Genomic DNA, 25,298 nt, shown 5'->3' with positions numbered 1-25,298 from the left:
ATATGAATATCGAATTGCTTCTTACTGGTTTTGATCCGAGTAATATTCCTGTTTCTACCTCAATCGCACCTTTATTGATTGGTGCTTTGATTGCTGGTGCTGTTTCTCTAATTGTTGGGGTCTACACCTTCCTGCAAATGCGCAAGATGCAGAAAAAGAATCGACCAAAACCAAATCAGCTGGATGGCACGATTGCGGATGAAGGCACTTCATTTTGTGATATTGCAGGTAGTCCTCATGTTCATGCAAACATTACAGATATTTGGGGTAAGACGACCTCGCCAATTAAGCAGAAAGGCGGTAAAAAATGAAGATTTATATGTCTGATATTCGGAAAGCAAAAATGTGCTCGGGCGGAACCCGGGCATTTTTTTTACGTCAAGGTTGGGATTGGCAGGATTTTCTTAAAAATGGTCGTGATGCTCAGGATTTTATAAACACAAAAGATGTCATGGCTTTGCAAGTGGTAGAGGTAGCTAAAAATGGGAAAAAGTAATTCACAGGTTGTTGGTTATCGTTACTCCGCAAAGTTTGCTGCATTTATTGGAAACCGCATTGAAAAGTTCTTAGGTATTAACTTTGATAATCGCGGCTGGATTTTGCATGATCCAACAAAACATCCACCAAACCTTTTACCGGTACAAAAGCCTAATCTATATGGCGAAACAGAAGGTGGTGTATCAGGAAATATTGATATTCATTTTGGCACACCAGACCAAGAGCCAAATGCTGAATACCAAAAATACTTTCCTTTGGTTTCTGGCTACCCATATCAATCCTATTTGGTATTTCGCGGAGAAGGAGGTTTTGATTTTGCTAAGGTTGGCGGAATTTATGAAGAAGTAGCAAACGCCTTGGGGGCAGGCGGAAGATCATCGTTTTACGTGGGCAAATCAGGCTATATGAAAGAGATGTTGTTATGGGTGAAGCGTACACGCGTTAGAAATGACGGTAGTGGGCAGTGGTATAAAGTTCGGGGGGATGGGGCTGTTGTTTGTGAGATAGGTGGTTATTATGTTCAGAACAGTGATGAGTTTGAGCCGCAATCATTCACATTGAACGCAATCAGAACATATACGGGCGGTCAAAATACGAAAACTATTGAGTTTAATCATAAAACAATGATGTTTTCGCCAAATAAATCAGGTGGCGGATCAGGAACATCGGGTCAAAATTACTTTGAGGGTTTTTATGAAGAACAGCAATATTTTAAAAATACATCTCCTTTTGACATCCTAATCCGAGTTGAGTCAAGCGCAAGAGGCGGGAGTGCGTCACAGGAAAAAAATTACGAGCTTTGGGTTGGGCCAGGTGGTGTTTTTCGCGATTCAGCTTATTGCAGAAATTCTATTTACAACCCGGATTCCAATTCTCATGTAATGGGTGTGGCTCTTGATGTTTATTTTTTAGAGATAAGAGAGCATAAAAAATTCATCCAAAACGATGCATTTGACATAAACCCCATTCACAAAATTCGTGAAATTCTTACGGATGATACCGCGATGGGCAAGCCTGAATCAGACATAAATGACGTGAATTTTATGAAAGCTGCGGATCGAATCTGGGATGAGGGTCTTGGTGTCTCGTGGGCGATTGATGAGAAATCATGCATCGAAGCCATCGAGGAGCTTTGCTATCACATAGAGGCTGGTATTCGTGTAAACCGTCAGACGGGTTTATATGAAATGGTTTTGTTTCGTGATGACTGGTTTTCTGAAGATGAAATTCATGATATTGCGGAAAACAAAATCAAGGATTTGTCACTTGAGGTGATGAATAGTGACGACATTGTGAATCAACTCAATGTCACTTATTACGACCGTGAGCGCATCAAAAATTCTACTTTTTCGGTTTATGAGAATGGCTCTATTTTAACAATGGGTCATGCGAATGCTGAGTCAGTTGAGTTTCCATATTTCATGAATATGCGCAATGCTGAGATCGTAGCGAATTGGAAATTAAAACAATTTTCTACTCCGGCATGGTCCGGTAGTTTTACAACTGGTTGGCGTGAAGCTCGCAAATGGAACAGATATGATTTAATTCGCTTGCCTTGGTCAAAAAAATGGAATGGCACAATCCTTGTTCGTATCATAAAAATCAATCTTGGTAATGGTACTGACAATACTGTGACGATTGATTTTGAGGAAGTAATTCCATATTCGGGTGAAATGAATACCAGTATTGTAGTTGATGCTCCGGTTGAATTAGCACCACAGCCACCGCAGCCAAGCATGAATGCAGTATTTGAAGCCCCGTATTATCTAACAGTACTTCGCGCCGGCCAAACAAATGCTGATTTGGAATTATCAAATAATCCAGATATTGGCTATGTCGCAGCAATTGCAGCAAAACCGCAAAGCAATTCACTTAATGCTCTTCTTTATACGGATGGTGGAATTAGTGAGTTTGAACAAGTTTCTCGTCTTGATTACTGCGATATTTTGCAACTTGATCAGCATATTACTGAAACAACCTCATCATTTACAGTCACCGGCTTATTAACCCAAACAGCAAACTCGAATAATTTAATCTTGTTAAATGATGAATTAATGGGGTTTGTAAGCTTTGATACTGAAACGAAAGTTTTAACAGTGAAGCGCGGTGTTCTAGATACTATTCCGAAAAAGCACAATTCTGGCAATTTATTTGTTTTCGATTTGCCTGATGTTGCATTTGACTCAACCCAGTACACACAAAGTGAAGTGGTTGAAGCGCAAGTCTTAACAACAACGCCAAGTGGGATTCAAGAGCTTTCAACAACAGGAACAGCGGTTGAAATTCAGGCGCGTGCAATCCGACCTTACCCTCCGGCAAATGTCAAAATTAATGGGGAGTATTGGCCTGAAGAAATTGAAACAGATTTGATTGTGACCTGGATTGATCGTAATCGTTTGCAGCAGACTGGCGGTGAGCTGCTTAGCTGGTTTGATGGCGGTGTTGGAATTGAGCAAAACACTCAAACACGTTTGATTTTGACGCAGTTAGATGAGAATGATCTTGAGGTTGCAACGACGAATGCGAATGTCACTGGATCTACAAGCTACACAATGCCGATTTCAACCATGCAAGCGGATACACGATTTGTGAAAGTTACACTGAAAACTGTGCGAGATAGCTATGAGAGTCTGCAATCTTTTGAGCATATTGTTGAGCTGTCGCAATTCTTCTCAGCCCCATACGACTTAACAGTTGAGTTTAAAAATGACTAATCGTTTAGAACTAAATTGGAAACTAGATGGATTTGTTGATGAGCAGCGCTATTACTGCTCTGAAACCCCTATTGACGTGAATAATCTACCCACCCCTAAGGAAATTTTGGCTGGTGATACACTAGCCCATATTGACACCAACATAGAAGAAAACAAAACATATTTCATTGCCATTGGTTCTTATATGAAAGGGGTTGAAAAAGTTAGCAATATTGCAATGATTACAACAAAGACACATGCAAAATTGAATATTGTACCAGCTTCGCAAAGAAACGCGGGAGTATCATCACCTATTACATATGTTAATTTAAAAGTAGCACCTTTTGAAATCAATGACATTATTATTGTTGTTGTCAGAACTTTTAATATTCCATCCATAGATGGGTTTAATAAAATACTTGACCTTGAGAATGGATTTTTTGTGTTCTCAAAAATAGCTAACTTAGCCAGTACTCAAGAAACAATACAGCGCGTAACCATGGGCTACGGTGGTGCAGTTTCTTTTGTTTTAAGGCCATCAAAGACCATAACAACTGTTGAATGTTATGGTCATGCATCCGAATATCTGTCTGCTTCTGTGGCAAATGACACAATTGTAAGACACTTGATGACACCATCAGTAATAAGTGATAAATCTGAAGTTTTTGAAATCGATATGCTAAGCTGGGATGTGATATATGCAAGTTTGCCCATTTGCAATATATTGAGTGATCAGACAATCATAGCAACAAGATCAAGTCCTATTGTGGTTGGTGATGGTTTTAACTTTGTTGTGGCTGGCAAAACGAGAAGCAGCATTTCTTTAATTAATGGAGCGGTATTTAATATTTCAAAAATACCGGCGGGCGATCAAAATATAAGAGCGATCACCGCCATGATTTATGCAAAATAGCTACGATTAACTTAACCTATAGCACCTTTTTAGGTGCTTTTTTATTACCTAAAATTTAGGGGGCGCAATGTCCAACGATTATTCAACTGATCCGCCACCAGAGCCGAAAGGCTCTTTTTTAATGTCAATAATTTAGGGAGTATGTATGGCTAAAGGGGATGTATATGGACTTTCTTAGTCAAGTATTGGAAAGCATAAAGAACCATTCACACATCCTTTTTACAGGTGTGCTGGGCGCAACTTTTGGCTTTCTATTAAGCAAGGAGCCTACTCGGGATCGCTGGATAGGGTTCTTTGCAGGCTTCATTTTGTGTGTGGTCTTTGCTGAGCCAGCAAGCTTATTTCTTGCAAATGGCAAGTACCCTGAGCTATTTGGTTTTGTCTTAGGTGCTGCTGGTAAGAGTACAGCTGAAGCATTATTAAGTTTGGCTCGATCAAGACTTCTTGGTTTGGTCAAAAAGGAGAATGAAGATGCTGCTAATCATAAGTAAGACGGCATTGGTATTGTTTCTGGTTTCGTTTGCAATCATGGTATTTCATCCAAAAATTAAATTACCAAAGCACATCGATTTTCTTTTGATGCTGTCAATTATTTTTGGGGTAGCACTCTTTGTAAAAGATGATTACTCACCCAGTCCAGCCGGAACTCTTTTTTACACCACGGTAAGTATTGTATTTGTGCTTTTCACCCGACAGCTTTATATCTGGGGGAAGGAGGGTGCACGTCCTAAATTTTTTAATACGGATAAAGATGATGAACACCACTCAAATTAAAAAACTCCAAAAAGTAGTAGGTGTGCATGACGATGGCATTATTGGCCGTGGCACCTTGACCGCAGTATTCAAAAAATTAGGTGCCAGCCAAGCACGTGCTGAAGAACTTGGTCTTGCCGCCAATGTTCATTTGCGTACCTATGGCATCCTGGACAACTCACTTCGATTGATTCACTTCCTTGCACAATTGGCGCACGAGTCTGGCAACTTCCGCTATATGGAAGAAATTGCATCAGGTGCAGCTTATGAAGGCCGAAAGGATTTAGGTAATACGCAAGCAGGGGATGGTAAGCGATTTAAAGGTCGTGGCCCAATTCAGTTGACTGGCCGCACTAACTATCGCAAGTACGGTCAGCAGCTCGGCATCGACTTTGAGAACAATCCTGAGGTTGTAGCGCTTCCTAGCATCGGCCTTATGGTTGCTTGTAAGTTTTGGGCTGATAATGGCTTGAATGCCCTGGCTGATAAAGATGATGTGCTGACTATTACACGCCGGATCAATGGTGGCACTAATGGTTTGGCTGATCGTAAAGCGCATCTGGCTAAGTTGAGGGGCTGGATATGATAAAAGCCTTTATCGCTAAATTTTACGAAGCCGTCATTATCTTTTTGTCGGCTTTTTTATTGCTGGTCCTAATTGGTTTAGGTGTGCAGACATGGCGTGCATCAACCTGGCAGAAGTATTACGACACTCTCGATGCTAAATATCAAACCGATCTAGCCAAGGCTGAAGCACTAACTGAAAAAGCAAAAGCTGATGCCCTTGCTAAAGAAAAACAATGGTCTGAAAAGCTACTAAATGCGGAGATTCAACATCGTGAAGATATCAAACAAATTATTGCTGATAGCAATAGCGCTAAGTCCGCTATTGAGCGCCTGTCAAAGCAAATCGATACAGCCTCAAGTCGTATGTCCACAGCTACCAGAGAAACCATCATTGAGTACAGTAATGCCAGCGGTGTCGTACTCGAAAAATGCGTCAATGAATATCGAGCAGTGGCGCAACGAGCTGATGAACACGCAGCTGATGCAAAACGATTAAGTGATGCATGGCCCTCTAAGTGAGGGCTTTTAGCTCATTCAATTACAACGAATGTAAACGTGGGGATTTGTGTGAAGGCTCTTTGATGGGTCTTTATTTACACCAATTTTACGCCTTAAAAACACTATACTAATTTATGATACTGATTTTATAGTATTTTTAAAATTAATTAATCCAGTCCTGCAAAGGCTGAGTAAAAGGAACTGTATTGTCCTGAGCACGTTTTACAAAACTTGCACCCATCACTTCAGTACGGACTTTCAAGCCATTTTCATAATCTTGTTGTGACATCATTGACCCTCAATTTTATTATGGGTCTAGCTTAACGTTTTATCTCTTAAATACCATCGTGCAATAGTCGTAAAAAAGTGGCTGAATAGCCACTTGAAATATCCAAAGTGAAGTCAAGAAATAACTTCACTTTGGAAAGCAAGATCCGATTTAGATAAAAGTTCTATCTAAGGACTGGTTGAATGTGAAGGTGCACTTTGAACTGAAGTATCAGTACCTGTTGCATCTGCTTTCGAAATATGAGGATTTTCAAGTTCCAATACTTCCTGTAAATGCAGATCGAAGACATCAGTCAACATGCTGTCGTAGCGACGCGCATTATAGTCCAGCAACTTATTGGCTTCTTCTTCATTAATAAAGCCTTGTTCATGCGCATCAGCCACATGATCAGCAAAACTGAGTCCTTTAAATTGACCTTTGTTTTCGGCTTTTTTAAAGCGATCCCAAAGCTGCTCAATCTCCAATAACATGGTGAAGGTTGATTCCATACGACCATTCACATCATCTTCCGCTGTGCTATAGAAAACATGCTTTTTCAGTACTTTCCGGAAAGCGTTATCTTCCATCATGACATTTGCGACTTCCTGTTTAAGTCGGTCAGATGGCTTCGCGACAGGGCGGCCAAATGGGAAACAGATAAGTTTGACCATGCCAGCAGCAACACCCACCGGGAAATTTGCAAACAGGTCATAAAACGCTTCCTGAGCCGTATATAAAGATTTCTCAATTGCCAATTGTGCATGCAGACGTTCAGCTTCAGTTTTTTTGCTATGTTCAAAGAATTTCAGGATTGCCGTCGCAATAAACAGATGGGCATGAATATCAGCCAGACGGCCAGAAAGCATTTCCTTGCGTTTAATATCACCGGCAAGTAAACCCAGACACATATCTGCAGTCAGGGCAAAGTTGGCACTGAGCCGGTTAATAATCTTGTAATAAGGACGGGTAAAATCAACTGCACTTTGTGGCGCAGCACTTGAACCACCGCTAAAAGCATAGGCAAAAGAGCGGGCAGTCCGGTTAAAGGTATAACCCAGATGTTTAAACAACATAATATCGAATGGATTCAGAGCGGCTTTTGGGTCTTCAGCTTGCAGAAGCTGTAATTCTTCATACAAATAAGGATGGCAACGCATTGAGCCTTGACCAAAGATCATCAATGAACGGCTCAGAATATTGGCGCCTTCGACTGTAATCGATACTGGAATGGCCTGATAGTTGAGAGCCAGGAAGTTACGAGGTCCCATTTGAATCGCACGGCCACCCACGACATCCATACCGTGATTGACAATTTTACGCATGGTCTCAGTGGCATAGTATTTAGCAATTGCCGTCATGACTGCCGGTTTACCACCTTGGTTCAGACCACAAGTCACTAAATAACGGAAAGCTTCCAGCATATAGGCATCACTGGCAATTTCGCTATTGGCTTCCTGTACGCCTTCAAATTTACCCACCGAAATCTTGAATTGCTGACGGATTCGAGAAAATGCACTGACATTCAGGTAAGTCATTTCGGCACTGGAGGTAGATAAAGCCGGTAGGGAAATACCACGGCCAACTGCCAGACATTCCATCAGCATACGCCAGCCTTTGCCGGCATTTTTCACGCCACCAATGATCCAGTCTAAAGGAATAAATACATCCTTACCTTCAACAGTACCATTCATAAAAGGGGAGCCAGGATTATGACGTGGACCGACTTTTACCCCTTCATGATTGGCCGGTAGCAAGGCACAAGTAATCCCATAATCCGTTTTATCACCGAGTAGATGGTCAGGATCATACATTTTAAAAGCTAAACCGACGACAGTGGCAATCGGTGCCAAGGTAATCCAGCGTTTGGAGAAATTCATTCTCATTCCCAAGACTTCCTGACCTTCAAACTGTCCATAGCAAACCACACCGGTATCTGGAATCGCACCGGCATCTGAACCGGCTTCAGGACTGGTCAAACCAAAACATGGGATTTCTTCACCTTTGGCCAGACCGGGTAAATAACGATCTTTTTGTTCATCGGTACCATAATGTAGTAACAACTCACCCGGCCCAAGTGAGTTAGGCACCATACAGCTCACAGCAGCAGTGAGAGAGCGTGAAGAAATTTTGCTCATCACCCGGCTTTGAGCAAAGGAACTAAAGGCACGACCGCCGTATTCTTTGGGAATAATTAGTCCCAAGAAGCCATTATCTTTAATATATTGCCAGATATGTTCAGGCAGCATTTTCTTCTCATGAATTTCCCATTCATCCAGCATGCTACACAGCGTTTCGACTTCGTTATCCAAGAATGCCTGTTCCTCAATGGAAAGTTTTGGATAGGGATAGCTATTAAAGGTTTCCCAGTTCGGCGCACCCATAAAGAGTTCTTTTTCCCACCAGCTGGTGCCGGAATCAAGAGCCTCACGTTCTGTCGGGCTAATGCTCGGCATGGCATCCGCTAATGCCTTATAGGCTGGCCTGGAAATGAAAGACATACGCAAAGGTTCGATCATGACGACCAGACTGATCAGGATCAGAGGAATACCCAGAATCAGTGACCAAGGACTGATAAAGGCACAAACCACTGACATGACAATCAGGGTAATTGCACCAGTGGTACGGGAGAGTTGAAAAAAGAAAATCGCCCATAAACTGGCAATGAGAAGAAGTACGGCGAAAATAAATAGCATTGTTATATTTCTCCAGGGTCATACAATTGTGATGCTGCCGATCTCCCTAAGGTGTCTTCATAAGACTTGATCAATTTTTTTACATCGCTTAAGCAACTGGCAAATTCACAATTGTTGGTGTGAGAACGATCGTTATTAAATATTTCAACGATATATTGAAGTGTTTTATCTGTTTTTGAGATTGTTTGAAAAATGCACAGTCTTCAAGTGAGAACACGCAAAGAAATGTGAAGATAAGTAATAACTTAATCTTTAAGAGAGGGTAGTTAAAATAATTAAAAAGTGAACAAATATAAATTTAGTTAGGCATAAAAAAGCCCTCTACTTGAGAGGGCATTGATCTAAGTCATTTTAAGCTTCAATTGCCTGTACAGCGATTTTCTTCGCTGGATCAACTTTACGGCGTACTTCTGGAACCGGTTCGCCGTAGTATTGACGATCCGCAAAGTAACTTGAACGTACCATCGGTGCTGACCAGATATTCTTAAAGCCAAGCTTACGGCCATGTTCTGCATAACGTTCAAATTCTTCTGGCGTTACAAAACGGTCGATTGGTGCATGCTGTTTAGATGGCTGTAGATACTGGCCAATTGTTACATAATCCACGTCATGCGCTTTCAGGTCATCTAACAGAGCGAGAACTTCTTCTTCAGTTTCACCAATACCGACCATCAAACCACATTTGGTTGGAATTTCTGGGCAATAATCTTTAAACATTTTCAACAGATTTAAAGAGTGCTGATAATCAGAACCTGGACGCATGGCTTTATACAGACGTGGCACAGTTTCAATGTTGTGGTTAAACACGTCTGGTGGACATTCAGTCATGATGCGTAAAGCGATGTCCATACGACCACGGAAATCAGGTACCAGAATTTCCAGCAAAGTCTTTGGACTTAATGCACGAGCTTCTTTAATACAATCGACAAAATGCTGTGCACCGCCATCTAGCAGGTCGTCACGGTCAACTGAAGTGATGACTGCATATTTCAGACCCAGGTTGGCAATCGTTTCTGCCATATGACGCGGTTCATCCGGATCAAGTGCATTTGGACGACCATGTGCCACATCACAGAACGGACAGCGACGCGTACAAATATCACCCATAATCATAAAGGTTGCTGTACCCCCACCAAAACATTCAGGCAGGTTCGGACAAGCCGCTTCTTCACATACGGTATGCAGTTTTTGCTGACGAAGTGTAGTTTTAATACGCTGAACTTCCTCGGGAGCGGCCATTTTCACGCGGATCCAGTCCGGCTTACGTGGCGTTTCAACCGTAGGAACAACTTTTACAGGAATACGGGCGACCTTTTCTGCGCCGCGAAGTTTGATACCCTGTTCAGGTTTACGGTTTTCAGACATATATAACTTTTCCACTGTTTTGAAGGAGGGAGATAAATCAAAGTTAACACTTTTTTAATTATAACGAAACTCGGGTGAAATAGGGCGAAAAGGATTATTCATTTAAAAAATGTTCTTATCACACAATATATGTAAGTTAAATACACCAAATTGGCAGTAATTACGTCATAATATAGCGTAGATTAAAGCAAAATTTTTTAATTTTAAGGAGCGTTGAATGCCACGTAAAAAAGAGGTCGTTAGTGGGACTTTCGTTAAGTACGATGCGGTAGTTCTAGGTTCAGGCCCTGCGGGCGAAGGCGCGGCAATGAAACTTGCCAAATCGGGTAAGCGTGTTGCAATTGTGGATATGCGTGAACAGCTGGGTGGTAACTGTACTCACGTAGGTACGATTCCAAGTAAGGCATTGCGTCAAACGGTATCCAGCATTATCCGTTATCAACGTGATCCAATGTTTCAAAAAGTAGGTGAATGGAAACAATTCACCATGAAACAGGTACTGCGCAATGCACATAAAGTGATTCAGCAGCAGGTGGATACTCACTCACGTTTTTATGACCGTAACAAGATTGATATCTATCATGGTCGTGCTTACATTCAAGACGCAAATACGATCTTTGTATTTACACCAGATGGCATAAAAGAAACTATTATGTTCCAGCAACTGGTGATTGCGACCGGTTCACGTCCATACCGCCCAGAAATTCTTGATTTCAATCATCCACGTGTATTTGATTCAGATAAAATTCTGGATCTGGATTTCTCAATCCAAAAAATCATTATTTATGGTGCAGGTGTGATTGGCTGTGAATATGCATCGATCTTTATTGGTCTAGGACATAAGGTTGACCTAATTAACACCCAACCAAAACTGCTCAGCTATTTAGATGATGAAATCTCTGATGCGTTGTCTTATCACTTACGTGAACAGGGTGTATTGATCCGTCATAATGAACAGATCGACTTCCTTGAAACTTCTGATGATTATGTGGTTCTACATACACAAAGCGGTAAGAAAATTAAGGCAGATGCGATTCTGTGGTGTAACGGCCGTTCAGGGAATACTGACGGTTTAGGCCTTGAAAATATTGGCCTCAAACCAAACAGTCGCGGTCAATTAACCGTGAATGAGCAGTATCAGACTGAAGTCGAAAATATCTATGCTGCAGGTGACGTGATTGGCTGGCCATCATTGGCTTCTGCTGCCTATGACCAAGGTCGTTGCGCAGGTGCTAACATGAGCGGTGAGCAAGATGTTGCACCCGTGACTGATATTCCGACTGGTATTTATACCATTCCGGAAATCTCTTCAATCGGTAAAACTGAGCAGCAGCTGACTGAAGAAAAAATTCCGTATGAAGTGGGTCAGGCTTCTTTCCGTCATCTGGCGCGTGCGCAGATTACCGGTGATACAGTTGGTGAATTAAAAATCCTGTTCCATCGCGATACGCTGGAAGTTCTGGGTGTGCATTGCTTTGGTAATAATGCATCAGAGATTATCCATATTGGTCAGGCAGTCATGAACAGCCCGAACAATACGATCAAGTATTTTGTGGAAACCACATTCAATTATCCAACGATGGCAGAAGCTTACCGTGTGGCAACCTTGAATGGTATGAACCGTTTATTCTAATTTGATTTATTCAGGTTAGATCAAAAACCCGCAGGTTTGGCTTGCGGGTTTTTTATTTTCCAGATTGAAAAAATTCAATCTTGTCAGTAATGCTAGAAATTAGGCTGCCATTTTGCGGCATTCTTCAGCACAGCGACGGCAAGCTTCGGCACATTGCTGGCAATGATCATCCTCATGATGGCCACATTCTTCTACACAATAATCGCAAGCTTTAGCACATAGCTCGCAAATCTCTTTCATAAATGGAGATTGCTTTTGTTGCATGCGGGCGCAGAGCTGACACAGATCAGCACAGTCCAGACAGCGCTGGATACATTCCCGCATCATTTCTAAATGTTCTTCTTTCAGGCAGGCACTGGCACAGTTGGTACAGGCCAGAGAGCAGGTCATACATGCACGAACACAATCTGAAAACTGAATCTCGTTCATTTTCTTCTCCTTTTTGCAGCTATGGCAATGGCTTGTTTTTTTAATACGCTAAGCAGAAAAGGAAAAATACACTAGGCAGTTTGAGTGAGAAAAAGTAATCCGATTGCCGATTTTGTTAAAAGCTGTATTTTTAAAAAATTTAATTTAAAACCTCTATCCTGATATTCCCAAAATAGGATGACTAAAAATTTAAAAATAAAACCATTGAGGCGGTCATTCCTCAATGGCGGAAAATCTACATGATGAGTCGTTATTGTCGAAGGCTTAAATGACCTTTCTCTTTATTATATTTTTATGGTGATTAAAATGGACGACTACCTGCCAGGCTGATACGTTTTAATAAACGGCGCTGATCAGCAGGGAAAGGACGGCGTGAATGTAGAGTAACCTGATTGTCCCAGAACACGATATCGCCTGCTTCCCAATGGTGCTCATAAGCGAATTCAGGTTTTAAGACATGCTCACGTAATTTTGCAATCAGTTCACTACCTGCCTGATCGTCATAATTCACTAATTCAACTTCAGTATGGGTATTTAACCAAAGTGCTTTACGGCCAGATTCAGGATGGGTGCGTACCAGTGGGTGCGGATAGGCATGACCTAAAACTGGCTGATCTTTAAAGCGATATTTTGGCATATTTCCCGCATACGCATTACCACCTTTATTGCTCTGGAAGCGTACAAATGGATTATAGGTAATGAGCTGTAACTGATCGATTTTTGCTTTGGTTTTTTCATCTAAGGCTTCATAAGCCTTGATGGTATTGATCCAGGACGTCTGGCCACCGTCTTTTGGCAGTTCAATGGCATAGAGTAAAGAGCCAAAAGAAGGTAACGGTGTCCACTGGTGATCGGCATGCGGTGCAAGTTCACCATGACCGGTGTAATCCCCTTGACCGACTGCATTGGAAACTGGTACGACATCAGGTGGAGTGCCCGTATCTGTTTTAGAAGCCAGCACTGGCGTGTCGGCATCTGGACGGAAAATCGAACCGAAATAGGTGGCAAATGCCAGATACTGTAGATCATCCAGACTTTGATTCTTAAAGATCAGGATCAAATGTTCAGCCAGAGCCTGCTTCAGACACAGGATGGTTTCGCCAGATTGGGCTTTACGGGCATCGAGGCCATAAACCACTGCGCCTAGGGCTTGATCTGCCTGCGGGACAATTTTGATTTCATCAGTATTCTGGAACTGATCTTGCTGATGCCAGCGTGGTGCATCGTGAATGGCTTGTGAAAGTTGGGTCAAGCTTGTCATTGGAAAGTCTCTGAATTTTCTTGTTGCAGAAAATCTAAAAAAAACCAGAGCAAAAATAAAATCAAAAGAATTGCTAAACTTATGAAAAACTTAATAAAAATATCTAAATGATTGATTTGATATCTTTTAATTAAAATGGCAAAACAAAGTCCTAAAGCTGCTGAAAAATGTCAAATATTTGACAATCAGTGTGCGCAAAAAGCCTGATTAAAGTACTCAAACAGTTCTGGAGTCTGGCTCCAGAGCAATAGAGAAATAGCGAGGAGAAGTACCATTGCTATCGCAATGGAAAGCTTGAGCAGAAAGGTGGAATCAGTCATGTACGATTTGCTCCTCATTTACCCATAAGTGCACCAGTACACCAAAAATACTTAAGGCAATCGACAGCATCCATACCGCATTATAATTGCCACTCATGTCATGGTTTACACCGCCGAGCCAGCCGCCAAAGAATGAACCGACCTGATGGGTAAAGAATACAATCCCGCTGAGCATGGTCAGATATTTCACGCCAAACATATTGGCAACAATACCGTTGGTCAGTGGTACGGTAGAAAGCCATAATAATCCCATGATGACACCAAACGCATAGACCGTCCAGGTGCTTAAAGGCAGCATCAGAAAGGCGATAATTGCAAGCCCGCGCAGACCGTATAAGCCCATTAGCAGACGTGGTTTGGAATATTTTCCACCGAGCCAGCCAGCCGTATAGGTACCGACAACATTAAACAGGCCGACCAGCGCCAGAAAAATGGTACCAGTTGTAGCATTGAAACCATGATCAATCAGATAGCCTGGCAGGTGAATCCCGATAAAGACCACCTGAAAGCCACAGACAAAAAAGCCCATCGCCAGAAACCAGAATGGCTTATGGTTTTTGACTACCACTAAAATCTCTTTAAAGCTGAGTGATACCTTATTCGGCGTAGATATGGCATTTGGATCGACATACATCGGGGCTTTTAGCATCCAGGCCAAAGGTACAATCAAAGCGATTAAAATTGAGCTAACGACAAGTGCTGCTGACCAGCCGACATTTTGTAAAAGTAATAATGTTGAAGGCAGCATAATAAACTGGCCGAAGGAGCCTGCTGCACTGGCAATCCCCATTGCCAGACTGCGTTTTTCAGGTGGTGCAGCTCGTCCAACCGCAGATAATAAAACCGGGAAAGAGGTGGCAGACAAGGCCAGACCTAAAATCAGTCCGACGCTGAGATTCAACAATAATCCGGTTGAACTGACAGCCATCAATAACAGGCCAAGCGCATATAAGGCACCGCCAACGGCAACGACAATCTTGCTGCCATATTTGTCAGCGAAGGCACCAGTAATGGGTTGAACAGCACCCCAGATCAAATTCTGCATGGCAATGGCTAAACTAAAGACATTATGACCCCAGCCAAATTCCTCACTCATCGGCACCAGATATAGGCCAAATGCATGACGGACACCTAAAGACAATGCCAGAATCACTGCTGAACCAATGAGCATATAAATAAGTGGCTTGGAAAACTGGCTGCTGGTCATAAAGAATCTGTACTATGAGTATCGCAAGCTATGTTAGTCGATTCGACTTGTTGTCGCGATAGAATAATAATTACTTAAAAGATAAATTTTTTTTATAGATTCGATGTTTATAGAGATAGATAGGTCCAGATTAGAATCTGGAGACTGCGTAAAGTCTTTGCTAATTTGGTGAATTCGGAACTCAAAAAAGCAGAGCTTAGCTCTGCTTTTAAAATTGAACTGTCTTAGAATCGCATACCAATACCTGCATAAGCTAGGATCGGATTAATTTCTACATCGGCTTTAGAGTTGATTAAGGTTTGCCCGGTATTTTCATTGATTACAGTAATCTTAGATTCGTTTTGCAAATGGGCATAAGACACTGAGCCAACTGCAAACCATTTCTCATTGAAATCATAAGTAAAGCCGGCAGTCACCACAGGAGCAAAAGCATCGGTAGCTTCGAGATCCACTTTCATTCTGCCATTACTGTCCTTCATTTCAAGAGAAGCACCAGCATTCTGATTAATAATATTCTGGATCATATGACCTGCAGCAACCAGATCAGCTTCAATGCCTTTATCCATTTCAAGTTCATTGAAATAGGCATACATTAAGCCTACTCCTACATATGGACGGAATTTATTTACTCCTGTTTTACCAAAATGGTACTGGAATTCAAAAGCAGGCGTCCATGCACGAGCTTCGGCGGCTTTGTTAGACTGCGCCAGGTCTGTAATTCTAATGTCATTGGCAAGATTTAAATTGCCTGCAATCCCACCCAAAGGCGTTGCTACAGCGGCGAATGGAGCATAAATTGTACCTTTACCTTTGATATCTACTTTGGGGGGAATACCAGCCTTCATTTCAAATGAAACGTTATCAGTGAAGAAATAGTTTGTCATGATGCCAAGCGTAGTGACATCATCTGCTTCAAGACCTGTTCCCGGGTTATCCCATTCTGAAAGACCATATACATAAGAATCTCCAGAAAGGCCACTAGATACTTGCCCCCCAAATGCACCAATTAATCTTACTAATCCTTCAACAAAACGATTTGGTCTACGGTCGGGATCAAGGTTATCTATGACGGTTTGTGCCTGAATATTTCCAACTTTGGATTGATAGCCTTCATTAATAGCAGTATTTACACGAACGGGCTGTGCTTTACCTTGTGGCATGACATGCAGTGCACCGACTGAAACGGAAAATCGCTTAAAGCCATCGCCATCCTGTAGGCTGAAATATGGGGATTCTGCATGTGCAAGCAGGGGTAGTGTGGCTAGACCTGCCATGCATACCATGATTGTCTTCATTGTTCAGAGGACTCCTTGTCCGTGCTAGTTATTTGTTTTTCTATTGAACAATTTAGTTAAATCTCACCAATTTACACAGTTACAGAACGAGTAGTGAAAAGTTAACAGAAAGTAAAAAATTCCAAAATTTGTATAAATTGTATTAATAAAATATATATTTATGTAAAAATTATTATGAATAGTGAAGATAAATAGGATATTAATTTTTATAAAATTTTCAGTTTTATCGAAGTAATAGAATAATAAGTGAGTAACATTTTTCTCATTAATCTAAGTTTTAAATAATGATTTAAGTTTTCTGCTCTGGACGTAATTTATACAAGAAATCAGCAAATTTTCCGCTCAAAACCTACTAGAAAAAGCTTGAATAAATTTAGCCAACCGATGCTACACAGCAGATAGAGTTTTTTTGTACAATAGCCGCATAAATTATTGAGTATTGCGCATGAGCTCCCAAAATTCTCCCAAGAAAAAGCCACTGGTTAATTTACCGTTTCCATTAAAACAGGCAGAGCAATCTGCTTCAGATGAAGTTCTGGAAGATCTGCGACCTAAACCGCAGCGTTATGCCGACCGGACCTGGATGCCACCTCGTGGTACACGCCGTTCAATGGGCAAACGTTAAAAAATAAAAAAGCCATGAAGTTCATGGCTTTTTTATGAGTAAAATTTGAGATTTTCTTAGCGAACTGTTTTACGCGCCTTATTTTCAGGTTTTGGCGGGGCAATCTCACGATCGCCTTTCCAGACATCAATAAAGTCTTTTTCATTGATATTATAAAGTTCCAGTAGCGCCAGAATTACGGCACCAAACAGCATGGAACCTTCAGAATTATTCTGAAAGTCAAAAATCTTGCCATTCAGGTTATGCAGAATATCTTCAATCTCGAATACACGATCACGACCATTGCTGTCGACCGGATAAATCTGAGTATTGAGCAGAATTTTGGCCAGACTCTTTTCATTATCGGTCAGTGCCAGAACATCAATCAGCTCATCTGTCGCCGGAGTAAAAATCACTGAATCCCGAAAGATGGTATGCAGGAATTGCGACGTAATTTTCGGAAGCGCTTTTTCTACAAAAGGCCGGAAAGATTGCGGAAAAATGACATTGTGAGAAATGCCTTTGAACATTGGAGCGATCTCTTCGACTTTATAACCAGCAATGCCACAACCGACCGAAGTAATAAAATATTTAATTTTAGGATGGTTCTTGGTGTAAATCTTGAAGTCATCAATATAGTGCTGGATCTGTGAGAGAGGCATCTGTTGCAAATGCTCATTCATAGTCGGAATGGCATAACTTTGACCTGCCCAGCCACGACCAACCCCCATGACCGCCCCAAAATGCTCATAAGCTGTTCTGGCTGCTCCTCCGGCATGTTGTCCAGCCAAGTTGCTTCCGAAAACAAATACCGTATTTTCTGGCAGAGATTTAACAATACTTTCATCGTGATAATGGTAAGTCATGGCTTTTTTATTCGATGTCCTGATTAGCTTCATGTTGCCTTTGAATTGAATAAGGGTCAAGGTATTATTATGCAGGACTAGCCAAACAGATAGGACAATATTCCACCCATGATCCAAAACAGCATACCGAGTAAACCTAAATAAAGTTGTTGTCTGAAAATGCTTAATTTATTCTTTTGCACAAGTGATACTCATGGGTGAGTTTTAAAAAAAGTGTTTTTGAATAAGAAAGTAAATAACGCTAACTAAATAGAAAAGGCCCAAACAAAATATGATTGTGCCCATATAGCGAAACTGATTCTTAGTCACGATTTCACGATACTCTTTATCTTTCATTATCCTGCCAATTTTTTATAATTTTTAAAGATCTCAATTTTATATTGATTGTTGCATAATTCAAAATTGATTTGGATTGATCTGTACCTTATTCATTAAATCTAAGTAAAGTAAAGCACTATAAAATAATGACAATGATACTGTTTTATTTTACCAAACAGAAACCTGGATAGGGATTGAGTAATTCAGTTTTACCCCCATAATAAATTGAGTCGATATCCGCAGTGAAATGATTAAAGCTATGAGTGATAAACAACCCTTTGAACTGGTGACCAATTATCAACCTGCTGGCGATCAGCCACAGGCCATTGAAAAGCTGGTCAAGGGTATAGAAAAAGGCTATCACGATCAGCTTTTGCTGGGGGTTACCGGTTCAGGTAAAACCTATACTATGGCCAATGTCATCGCCCGTACCCAGCGTCCGACTATTGTCATGGCCCATAACAAAACGCTGGCTGCACAGCTCTACGGTGAATTTAAAGCATTTTTCCCGAATAATGCGGTTGAATATTTCGTCAGTTATTATGACTACTATCAGCCAGAAGCCTATGTGCCATCTTCAGATACCTTTATCGAGAAAGATGCGGCAATTAATGACCACATTGACCAGATGCGTCTTTCGGCCACCCGTGCACTTTTAGAACGTCGCGACGCAATTATTGTCGCTTCAGTGTCTGCGATTTACGGTCTGGGTGATCCGAATGCCTATATGAGCATGTTGCTGCATGTGGTCGAAGGCGACCGTATTGGACGTGATGATATTATTCGCCGTCTGGTTGAAATGCAGTATTCGCGTAATGAACTGGAATTCCTGCGCGGTACCTATCGTATTCGTGGTGAGATCATTGATATTTTCCCAGCCGAATCGGATCAGGATGCCATCCGGATTGAGCTGTTTGATGATGAAGTCGACTCCATTCGCTGGTTTGATCCTTTAACCGGGAAAATGATCCGTAAAGTGCCGCGTGTCACGATCTATCCTAAAAGTCACTATGTAACACCGAAAGACAATCTGGCTCGCGCGATTGAAACCATTCGAGATGAATTAAAAGAACGTCTGGTCTTTTTCCGTGAAAATGACAAGTTGCTGGAAGCTCAGCGGATCGAGCAGCGTACCCGTTATGATCTGGAAATGATGCAGCAGCTCGGTTATACCAACGGTATCGAAAACTATTCACGTCATTTATCGGGTCGTCCGGCAGGCGAAGCACCGCCGACGCTTTTTGATTATGTACCCGATGATGCCTTGCTGATTATCGATGAATCGCACGTGACTGTTCCACAAATTGGAGCCATGTACAAAGGTGACCGTTCCCGTAAAGAAAATCTGGTGAATTACGGTTTCCGCTTGCCAAGTGCACTGGATAACCGTCCAATGAAATTTGAGGAATGGGAACGTATTGTACCGACGACCGTGTACGTCAGTGCCACACCTGCACGATATGAACTGGAAAAATCTGAACAGGTAGTCGAGCAGGTGGTTCGTCCAACCGGTCTGATTGATCCGGAAATTGAAATCCGTCCAGTCTTGACACAGGTCGATGATGTATTGTCTGAAATCAATATTCGTAAGGAAATGAATGAGCGTGTGCTGGTGACGACCTTGACCAAGCGTATGGCGGAAGACCTGACATCCTATTTAAAAGAATATGGAATCAAGGTGGCCTATTTGCACTCCGATATTGATACTGTTGAGCGTGTGAAAATTATTCATGAGCTGCGTACCGGTGTGCACGATGTTCTGGTCGGCATTAACCTGCTGCGTGAAGGTCTAGATATGCCAGAAGTTTCACTGGTTGCGATTTTGGATGCGGATAAAGAAGGTTTCCTGCGTTCAGAGCGTTCACTGATCCAGACCATTGGTCGTGCAGCGCGTAACTTGAAAGGTAAAGCGATTTTGTATGCGGATCGCATTACCGATTCTATGCAAAAAGCGATTGATGAGACTGAACGCCGTCGTGCCAAACAGATCCAGTTTAATGAAGAGCATGGCATTACACCACGTAGTGCAGTACGTCAGGTGATTAAGGAAATTGATACAGGCGAAGTGCTGGATGATGAAACTATTGAGCTGAAAGCTTCCGATCAGGCCCGTGCAATTAGTGCAGATGAACGCCATATCATGGCCGATCCAAAGATGTTCGCGAAGCATATCAATAAACTGGAAAAAGAAATGCTCAAGGCTTCAAAAGAACTACAGTTTGAGCAGGCTGCACGTATACGGGATGAAATTTTACGTTTAAAAGCGCAGATGTTAAGTTAGGTCTGTGTGTAAATTACAGATTTAAATTACGTAAAATCAATCACAAACCTAACATAATGCTACAAAATATGTCTGCGGATGCCGCTATTGTAAGTACGAAATATTCATGTTGAAAATTTTGTCCTGATCAAATAGGTATCGTATGACAACTAAAAATAATCTCCCTCATGCGGGATTGAAACTTGCAAAAATTGCAGTGGGTAGTGCAGTTCTACTTGGACTCGGGGCTGCAACCATGGCTTATGCCAAGAACGATTCTTTACCCACTGTAGAGAAAGTTGAACTGGACCGTTATTTGGGCACCTGGTATGAAGTGGCTCGTAAGCCACTTACATTCCAGAACAAGTGTGATCGTGACGTTACGGCGACGTATACATTAAATGAAAATGGTAACGTTAATGTAGATAACCGCTGTATCCAGAAAAATGGTCAGGTGACTCAATCCGTAGGTGAGGCATACATTCAGAATGCACCTTATAACACCAAGCTTAAGGTAAGTTTCTTACCAGAGTTTATTCGCTGGTTACCAGTGGGCCGTGGCGATTATTGGGTATTGAAGCTGGATGATAATTATCAAACCGTACTGGTCGGTGAGCCAAAACGTAAATATATGTGGGTATTGTCACGTGATCCTCAACTGGATCAGAATGTGGTGAATGAATACCTGCAATATGCGCAATCTGTGGGTTATGATTTGAGTGATGTGATTCATACCAAACAAACCCAACAGGCAAGAAAATAAAAGGCCACTCGGGCTATGTATAAAAACCATGCTTCGGCATGGTTTTTTAATGCTTTCTTTTTTGAATCATGTATTTTGCCTTGTTGTCACCTTTGGTCAGATGAATCTTCAAGCTTTATTTTAGACTAATCGTTATAATGCGCCGGAATGATTTTGGGTTTGAAGCATGTATAAAGGCATTGCATTATCGGTATTAGCATCAGTGGTATTTGGTGTCCTGTATATATTCACGCCATTGTTGCAGCCTTTAGACAGTGAACAAACCTTTGCCTGGCGGATGCTGGCGACCATTCCATTTTTGACTGCGTTCATGTGGTGGTCAGGTGACCTCAGCCATATCACTCAAATTTTAAAACGCATTCTCAAACAACCTGCTTTTCTGCTCTGGTTGATCATCAGTTCCCTGTTATGTACGACACAGTTGTGGCTCTTTTTATGGGGACCAATTAATGGCCGCGGTTTACAGGTATCCTTGGGATATTTCCTGTTGCCCTTAGTCATGGTGCTGGTCGGATGTGTGCTTTATAAGGAAAAACTATCGCGCTGGCAGATGGCAGCAGTCGCACTGGCCATATTAGGTGTGGGACATGAAATCTGGCGGATTGGTTTCATTGCCTGGGAAACGGTCTATGTGGCACTGGCATATCCGCTGTACTTCTTTATGCGCCGTAAATTCCAGACGGATCATTTAGGCGGTTTCTGGTGGGACCTCTTCATCATTCTGCCTGTCGCGATTTATCTGGGCTTTATTCATAGCGATTCCATGCAATTGATTCTTAATGCGCAGCATCTGATTTTTGCGGTATTGGGTCTAGGCTTTTTAAGTGCGTTAGGATTGGGAAGCTATATTCTGGCAAGCCGCTATTTGCCTTTTGTCATCTTTGGGCTATTGAGCTATCTGGAGCCAGTACTTTTGGCTTTTGCGTCTATGGCATTAGGGGAGCGGGTTGAAGCCGGCGAATGGCTGACCTATCTTCCGATCTGGCTGGCCGTCGTATTGTTGGTAATTGAAGGTATACTACACATTATTGAACAACGAAAAAGACGCCTGACACTAGCACAAAATTTAGAGCGTTATCAGAAACGTTTAGATTCTTGAATGATAAATTTGGCTGAATAAACAACATTTAACAAAAATCTGGTTTTTACAGGGAATAGATGATTTTTCAAATTTTAAATGCAAAATCATCTGACTAATTACAATTATTTTCAAAATTTATAGTGAATATATCGGATTTTCGGCCAGAGTTAATCAGCTTTTGATTCAAACTTGCGGCCAATTCCATTACAATTATCGGGTTTTGAAATTTATGCTTAGATTTACAATTAATTAGAGGACGTATCTGTGAGCAAAGACACTATCGTTGCCCTCCATGCAGAGCACCAAGGTCGTTGGAAAAACCGTGAAGAACTTGCGGAACGTATGATTGCCCTAGTAGGTCAGTTATATCGTGAAAAAAATATCGTAGCTACAGTTTACGGTCGCTCTTTAATTAACCGTTCTGTAATCCAGATCCTTAAAGCGCATCGTCGTACTCGCGTATTAGACGTTGAGCTTTCTGTTGTAGACACTTTCCCAATCCTTGAAGCATTGGCAAAAGTGGAAAACATCGGTACTGCTGAAATTGATCTAGGCAAACTTGCTGTTGAATTCAAAGCAAAAGGTGGTGATGTTAACGCATTCGTTGCTGACGCTGTGAAATCACTTGAAGGCAATGCAACTTCTGTAGAAGGTAAAGACGTGGTGCTTTACGGTTTCGGTCGTATCGGTCGTATCCTGGCCCGTTTGATGATCAGCCAGTCAGGTCTAGGCCGCGGCTTGAACCTGAAAGCAATCGTAGTTCGTAAATCATCTGACGGTGACCTTGAAAAACGTGCGTCTTTATTACGTCGTGACTCAATCCACGGTCCATTTGCGGGTACGATTTCTGTAGACGAAGAAAACGAAGCAATCATTGCAAACGGCCAGTTCATCAAAGTGATCTATGCATCTAATCCATCTGAAGTGGATTACACTGCATACGGTATCGAAAATGCTTTAGTGATCGACAACACTGGTAAATGGCGTGATGCTGAAGGTCTTGCTCAACACCTGAAATGTCCAGGCGCTGCTCGCGTAATTCTGACTGCACCTGGTAAAGGTGACATGAAGAACGTTGTATTTGGTGTGAACCAGGCTGACATCCTTGATGAAGATCAAATCATCTCTGCTGCAAGCTGTACTACCAATGCGATCACTCCAACACTGAAAGTGTTAAACGACAAATACACAGTGATCAATGGTCACGTTGAAACAGTTCACTCGTTCACAAACGACCAGAACCTGATCGACAACTACCATAAAGCTGATCGTCGTGGCCGTGCTGCAACATTGAACATGGTTATTACTGAGACTGGTGCTGCTAAAGCGGTTGCGAAAGCACTTCCTGCACTGAAAGGCAAGTTGACTGGTAACTCTGTACGTGTTCCTACGCCAAACGTATCTCTTGCAATTTTGAACCTGACTTTAGACAAAGAAGTTGATCGTGATGAAGTAAATGAATACATTCGCCAAATCTCAATCAATTCTAACCTTCAAGGTCAAATCGGTTATACAAACTCGACTGAAGTTGTATCTTCTGACTTTATCGGTTCTCGTACTGCAGGTGTATTCGACGCTCAAGCGACCATCACTTCAGGCAACCGTTTAACTTGCTACGTTTGGTATGATAACGAAGTAGGTTATAGCTGCCAGGTACTTCGCATTGCTGAACAAATGGGCGGCGTAAGCTATCCAAAAGTTCCTGCTGAAACAAATGCATAATTTGTAGAAGTCATCTAAAAAAAGAGCCTCTTTTGAGGCTCTTTTTTATTGTGGAAGATAAAGGTGGAAAATTAGTTTTATCAAATCATATGCATTAATTGATGGAAAATTCACCTTGATACGCTCATATGAATCTGTTAGCTTACAAATGGTAAGTACATTAAAAATAGTAAGTAATAACTAAAAACCGTGATCAAGAAAGGAACTCTTCAATGACCAAGTATGCAATCAGTCCATTACTGGGGCAGGTGCTATCTAATGAATGCCCATCCCGTGAAATACTGGAACATCTCACCAATAAATGGTCGATCTTGGTTTTACGTTGCCTGAGTGAAGGTGTGCATCGCTTTAGCGAGTTGAAACAGCGCATTGAAGGTGTCAGTGAAAAGATGCTTTCCCAGACTTTAAAAATGCTGGAACAAGATGGTTTTATTCTGCGTACTGTCTATCCGGTGGTGCCACCTAAAGTAGAATATCAGTTGACGATTACTGGCTCACAAGCAGCTGAAAAAATAATGAATTTGATTGGCTGGATTGAGAAAAGCCTGCCTGAGATTTTGGAAAATAAAGAACGTATATAACAAATTTAATTTAGATTAAATTTAGAAGAGACAGTAAATGGATATATCTAATTGGGACTGGGGGGCAACGGCCACGCTTATAGCGGCTGGGGTGGCATGGCTGATTTCAAAGGAATGGAAGACTCAGAAAAGTAGTGAAGTAATAGCTAATGAGGCTCAATCATTATTAATGTTAATAAATGATTATGATAGTCAATGCTTAGAAGTTCATAGTGCAATTATGAACCAAAGAAGAGCTATAGTAGAACTCGAAAATCTTAAGAATATAGCTTTAAAAATAAGATCGAAAGCCCAGTTTTTTTATGAACTCACCTTCAATAAGCATGATGAGCTATTAGAGTTAAAAGATGAGATTACAAGAGTATATAAGACATTAGAAAAATTTGAAGGAGCTGAGTTTAAAAATATCATTCTAGATAATAATTTTCCTTACCTAGTTGAGGTAATGCGTGAAGTAATTAAAGAATCTAAATATTTACTTATGGCATATTTTAAACACCAAAAATAAATTTCTTTCATAAATCATTTTTTAATGACTATAAGTAAATTATATATCTAAAATAAACAATAGATTTGAGTTGGTATTGGATTCATAAGTGTGGCAGGGATGCCACACGTTTCCCATCACAACAAGGATGTTGTGTATGGGAAACAAAAGGTTTTTTGCTACTTTTGACCTTTCAAAAGTAGAGCGATGGCCCACTCAAAGG

24 protein-coding genes and 1 pseudogene are annotated in these 25,298 nt (G+C 41.5%); 16 read left to right on the top strand and 9 right to left on the bottom strand.

Annotated elements, in window-relative coordinates; genetic code table 11:
• Window positions 1-2: 2 nt before the first annotated feature.
• The 8 genes from FTV12_RS00220 (at window position 3) to FTV12_RS00185 (ending at window position 5,943) form a co-directional block, all read left to right on the top strand.
• Window positions 3-311, top strand: coding sequence for a hypothetical protein (locus FTV12_RS00220; protein ID WP_218949113.1), 309 nt, complete (start codon window positions 3-5; stop codon window positions 309-311).
• Between the two features lie 8 nt (window positions 312-319).
• Window positions 320-496 carry a hypothetical protein gene (locus tag FTV12_RS00215; RefSeq protein WP_257220860.1) on the top strand — a complete coding sequence of 59 codons (177 nt, stop codon included), beginning with the start codon at window positions 320-322 and terminating at the stop codon, window positions 494-496.
• Window positions 483-3,212: a phage tail protein gene (locus FTV12_RS00210; protein ID WP_180033341.1), complete on the top strand. Its 2,730-nt coding sequence runs from the start codon at window positions 483-485 to the stop codon at window positions 3,210-3,212. Before FTV12_RS00215 ends, FTV12_RS00210 begins: the two co-directional genes overlap by 14 nt.
• The gene (locus FTV12_RS00205) at window positions 3,205-4,104 is read left to right on the top strand and encodes a hypothetical protein (protein WP_180033340.1); all 900 of its coding nucleotides are present in this window, start codon (window positions 3,205-3,207) and stop codon (window positions 4,102-4,104) included. The genes FTV12_RS00210 and FTV12_RS00205 overlap by 8 nt, the downstream gene beginning before the upstream one ends.
• A 164-nt stretch (window positions 4,105-4,268) precedes the next feature.
• Window positions 4,269-4,595 carry a hypothetical protein gene (locus FTV12_RS00200; protein WP_044112749.1) on the top strand — a complete coding sequence of 109 codons (327 nt, stop codon included), beginning with the start codon at window positions 4,269-4,271 and terminating at the stop codon, window positions 4,593-4,595.
• Window positions 4,576-4,878 carry a hypothetical protein gene (locus FTV12_RS00195; protein WP_163171470.1) on the top strand — a complete coding sequence of 101 codons (303 nt, stop codon included), beginning with the start codon at window positions 4,576-4,578 and terminating at the stop codon, window positions 4,876-4,878. The genes FTV12_RS00200 and FTV12_RS00195 overlap by 20 nt, the downstream gene beginning before the upstream one ends.
• Window positions 4,859-5,443, top strand: a complete 585-nt coding sequence (locus tag FTV12_RS00190) for a glycoside hydrolase family 19 protein (RefSeq protein ID WP_180033339.1) — start codon at window positions 4,859-4,861, stop codon at window positions 5,441-5,443. The genes FTV12_RS00195 and FTV12_RS00190 overlap by 20 nt, the downstream gene beginning before the upstream one ends.
• On the top strand, window positions 5,440-5,943 hold the full coding sequence (locus FTV12_RS00185) for a hypothetical protein (RefSeq protein WP_180033338.1): 504 nt from the start codon (window positions 5,440-5,442) through the stop codon (window positions 5,941-5,943). The genes FTV12_RS00190 and FTV12_RS00185 overlap by 4 nt, the downstream gene beginning before the upstream one ends.
• A gap of 145 nt (window positions 5,944-6,088) precedes the next feature.
• Here the strand turns inward: FTV12_RS00185 and FTV12_RS00180 are convergent.
• The 3 genes and pseudogenes from FTV12_RS00180 to lipA all read right to left on the bottom strand — a co-directional run.
• A pseudogene (locus FTV12_RS00180) lies at window positions 6,089-6,211 on the bottom strand (4-carboxymuconolactone decarboxylase); the annotation flags it as partial.
• 167 nt (window positions 6,212-6,378) lie between these two features.
• Window positions 6,379-8,883: an acyl-CoA dehydrogenase gene (locus tag FTV12_RS00175; protein WP_180033337.1), complete on the bottom strand. Its 2,505-nt coding sequence runs from the start codon at window positions 8,881-8,883 to the stop codon at window positions 6,379-6,381.
• Window positions 8,884-9,234: 351 nt separating this feature from the next.
• Window positions 9,235-10,248 (bottom strand): lipoyl synthase, encoded by a 1,014-nt coding sequence (gene lipA, locus FTV12_RS00170; RefSeq protein ID WP_004782741.1) that lies wholly within the window; start codon window positions 10,246-10,248, stop codon window positions 9,235-9,237.
• Between the two features lie 217 nt (window positions 10,249-10,465).
• Between lipA and sthA the strand changes: the two genes are divergently transcribed.
• The gene (gene sthA / locus FTV12_RS00165) at window positions 10,466-11,881 is read left to right on the top strand and encodes a Si-specific NAD(P)(+) transhydrogenase (RefSeq protein ID WP_004782740.1); all 1,416 of its coding nucleotides are present in this window, start codon (window positions 10,466-10,468) and stop codon (window positions 11,879-11,881) included.
• A gap of 99 nt (window positions 11,882-11,980) precedes the next feature.
• Here the strand turns inward: sthA and FTV12_RS00160 are convergent, their stop codons facing one another.
• From FTV12_RS00160 to FTV12_RS00145, 5 genes are all read right to left on the bottom strand, one after another.
• A complete protein-coding gene (locus FTV12_RS00160; protein WP_180033336.1) occupies window positions 11,981-12,310 on the bottom strand; it encodes a four-helix bundle copper-binding protein in 330 nt (109 codons plus the stop codon).
• A gap of 301 nt (window positions 12,311-12,611) precedes the next feature.
• Window positions 12,612-13,571, bottom strand: a complete 960-nt coding sequence (locus tag FTV12_RS00155) for a TauD/TfdA family dioxygenase (protein WP_180033335.1) — start codon at window positions 13,569-13,571, stop codon at window positions 12,612-12,614.
• A gap of 185 nt (window positions 13,572-13,756) precedes the next feature.
• On the bottom strand, window positions 13,757-13,891 hold the full coding sequence (locus FTV12_RS16440; RefSeq protein ID WP_257218399.1) for a hypothetical protein: 135 nt from the start codon (window positions 13,889-13,891) through the stop codon (window positions 13,757-13,759).
• Complete coding sequence (locus FTV12_RS00150) at window positions 13,884-15,098, bottom strand: MFS transporter (RefSeq protein ID WP_180033334.1); 1,215 nt, start codon at window positions 15,096-15,098, stop codon at window positions 13,884-13,886. Before FTV12_RS00150 ends, FTV12_RS16440 begins: the two co-directional genes overlap by 8 nt.
• A gap of 224 nt (window positions 15,099-15,322) precedes the next feature.
• Window positions 15,323-16,393 (bottom strand): OmpW family protein, encoded by a 1,071-nt coding sequence (locus FTV12_RS00145; RefSeq protein WP_180033333.1) that lies wholly within the window; start codon window positions 16,391-16,393, stop codon window positions 15,323-15,325.
• Window positions 16,394-16,838: 445 nt separating this feature from the next.
• Here FTV12_RS00145 and FTV12_RS00140 point away from each other — a divergent pair, with 445 nt between their 5' ends.
• On the top strand, window positions 16,839-17,018 hold the full coding sequence (locus tag FTV12_RS00140) for a hypothetical protein (protein ID WP_004782731.1): 180 nt from the start codon (window positions 16,839-16,841) through the stop codon (window positions 17,016-17,018).
• 56 nt (window positions 17,019-17,074) lie between these two features.
• Here the strand turns inward: FTV12_RS00140 and FTV12_RS00135 are convergent, their stop codons facing one another.
• Window positions 17,075-17,863 (bottom strand): hypothetical protein, encoded by a 789-nt coding sequence (locus FTV12_RS00135; RefSeq protein ID WP_034580895.1) that lies wholly within the window; start codon window positions 17,861-17,863, stop codon window positions 17,075-17,077.
• Between the two features lie 577 nt (window positions 17,864-18,440).
• On the opposite strand from FTV12_RS00135, the gene uvrB reads away from it, so the two are divergent.
• From uvrB to FTV12_RS00105, 6 genes are all read left to right on the top strand, one after another.
• Window positions 18,441-20,462, top strand: a complete 2,022-nt coding sequence (gene uvrB, locus FTV12_RS00130; RefSeq protein WP_034170047.1) for an excinuclease ABC subunit UvrB — start codon at window positions 18,441-18,443, stop codon at window positions 20,460-20,462.
• A gap of 142 nt (window positions 20,463-20,604) precedes the next feature.
• The gene (locus FTV12_RS00125; RefSeq protein WP_179992245.1) at window positions 20,605-21,204 is read left to right on the top strand and encodes a lipocalin family protein; all 600 of its coding nucleotides are present in this window, start codon (window positions 20,605-20,607) and stop codon (window positions 21,202-21,204) included.
• A 166-nt stretch (window positions 21,205-21,370) separates the two neighbouring features.
• Window positions 21,371-22,303 carry an EamA family transporter RarD gene (gene rarD / locus FTV12_RS00120; RefSeq protein ID WP_179992246.1) on the top strand — a complete coding sequence of 311 codons (933 nt, stop codon included), beginning with the start codon at window positions 21,371-21,373 and terminating at the stop codon, window positions 22,301-22,303.
• 246 nt (window positions 22,304-22,549) lie between these two features.
• Window positions 22,550-24,007 (top strand): glyceraldehyde-3-phosphate dehydrogenase, encoded by a 1,458-nt coding sequence (locus FTV12_RS00115; protein WP_004782721.1) that lies wholly within the window; start codon window positions 22,550-22,552, stop codon window positions 24,005-24,007.
• A 212-nt stretch (window positions 24,008-24,219) separates the two neighbouring features.
• On the top strand, window positions 24,220-24,588 hold the full coding sequence (locus FTV12_RS00110; protein WP_180016739.1) for a helix-turn-helix domain-containing protein: 369 nt from the start codon (window positions 24,220-24,222) through the stop codon (window positions 24,586-24,588).
• A 37-nt stretch (window positions 24,589-24,625) separates the two neighbouring features.
• Window positions 24,626-25,096 carry a hypothetical protein gene (locus FTV12_RS00105; protein WP_005107387.1) on the top strand — a complete coding sequence of 157 codons (471 nt, stop codon included), beginning with the start codon at window positions 24,626-24,628 and terminating at the stop codon, window positions 25,094-25,096.
• Window positions 25,097-25,298: the final 202 nt, after the last annotated feature.

Origin of the sequence: Acinetobacter sp. YH12233, assembly GCF_013417725.1 — a bacterium.
Classification (GTDB): Bacteria; Pseudomonadota; Gammaproteobacteria; order Pseudomonadales; family Moraxellaceae; genus Acinetobacter.
Note: the sequence above shows the minus strand (reverse complement) of the source record. Positions and strands in the feature narration are given on the sequence as shown.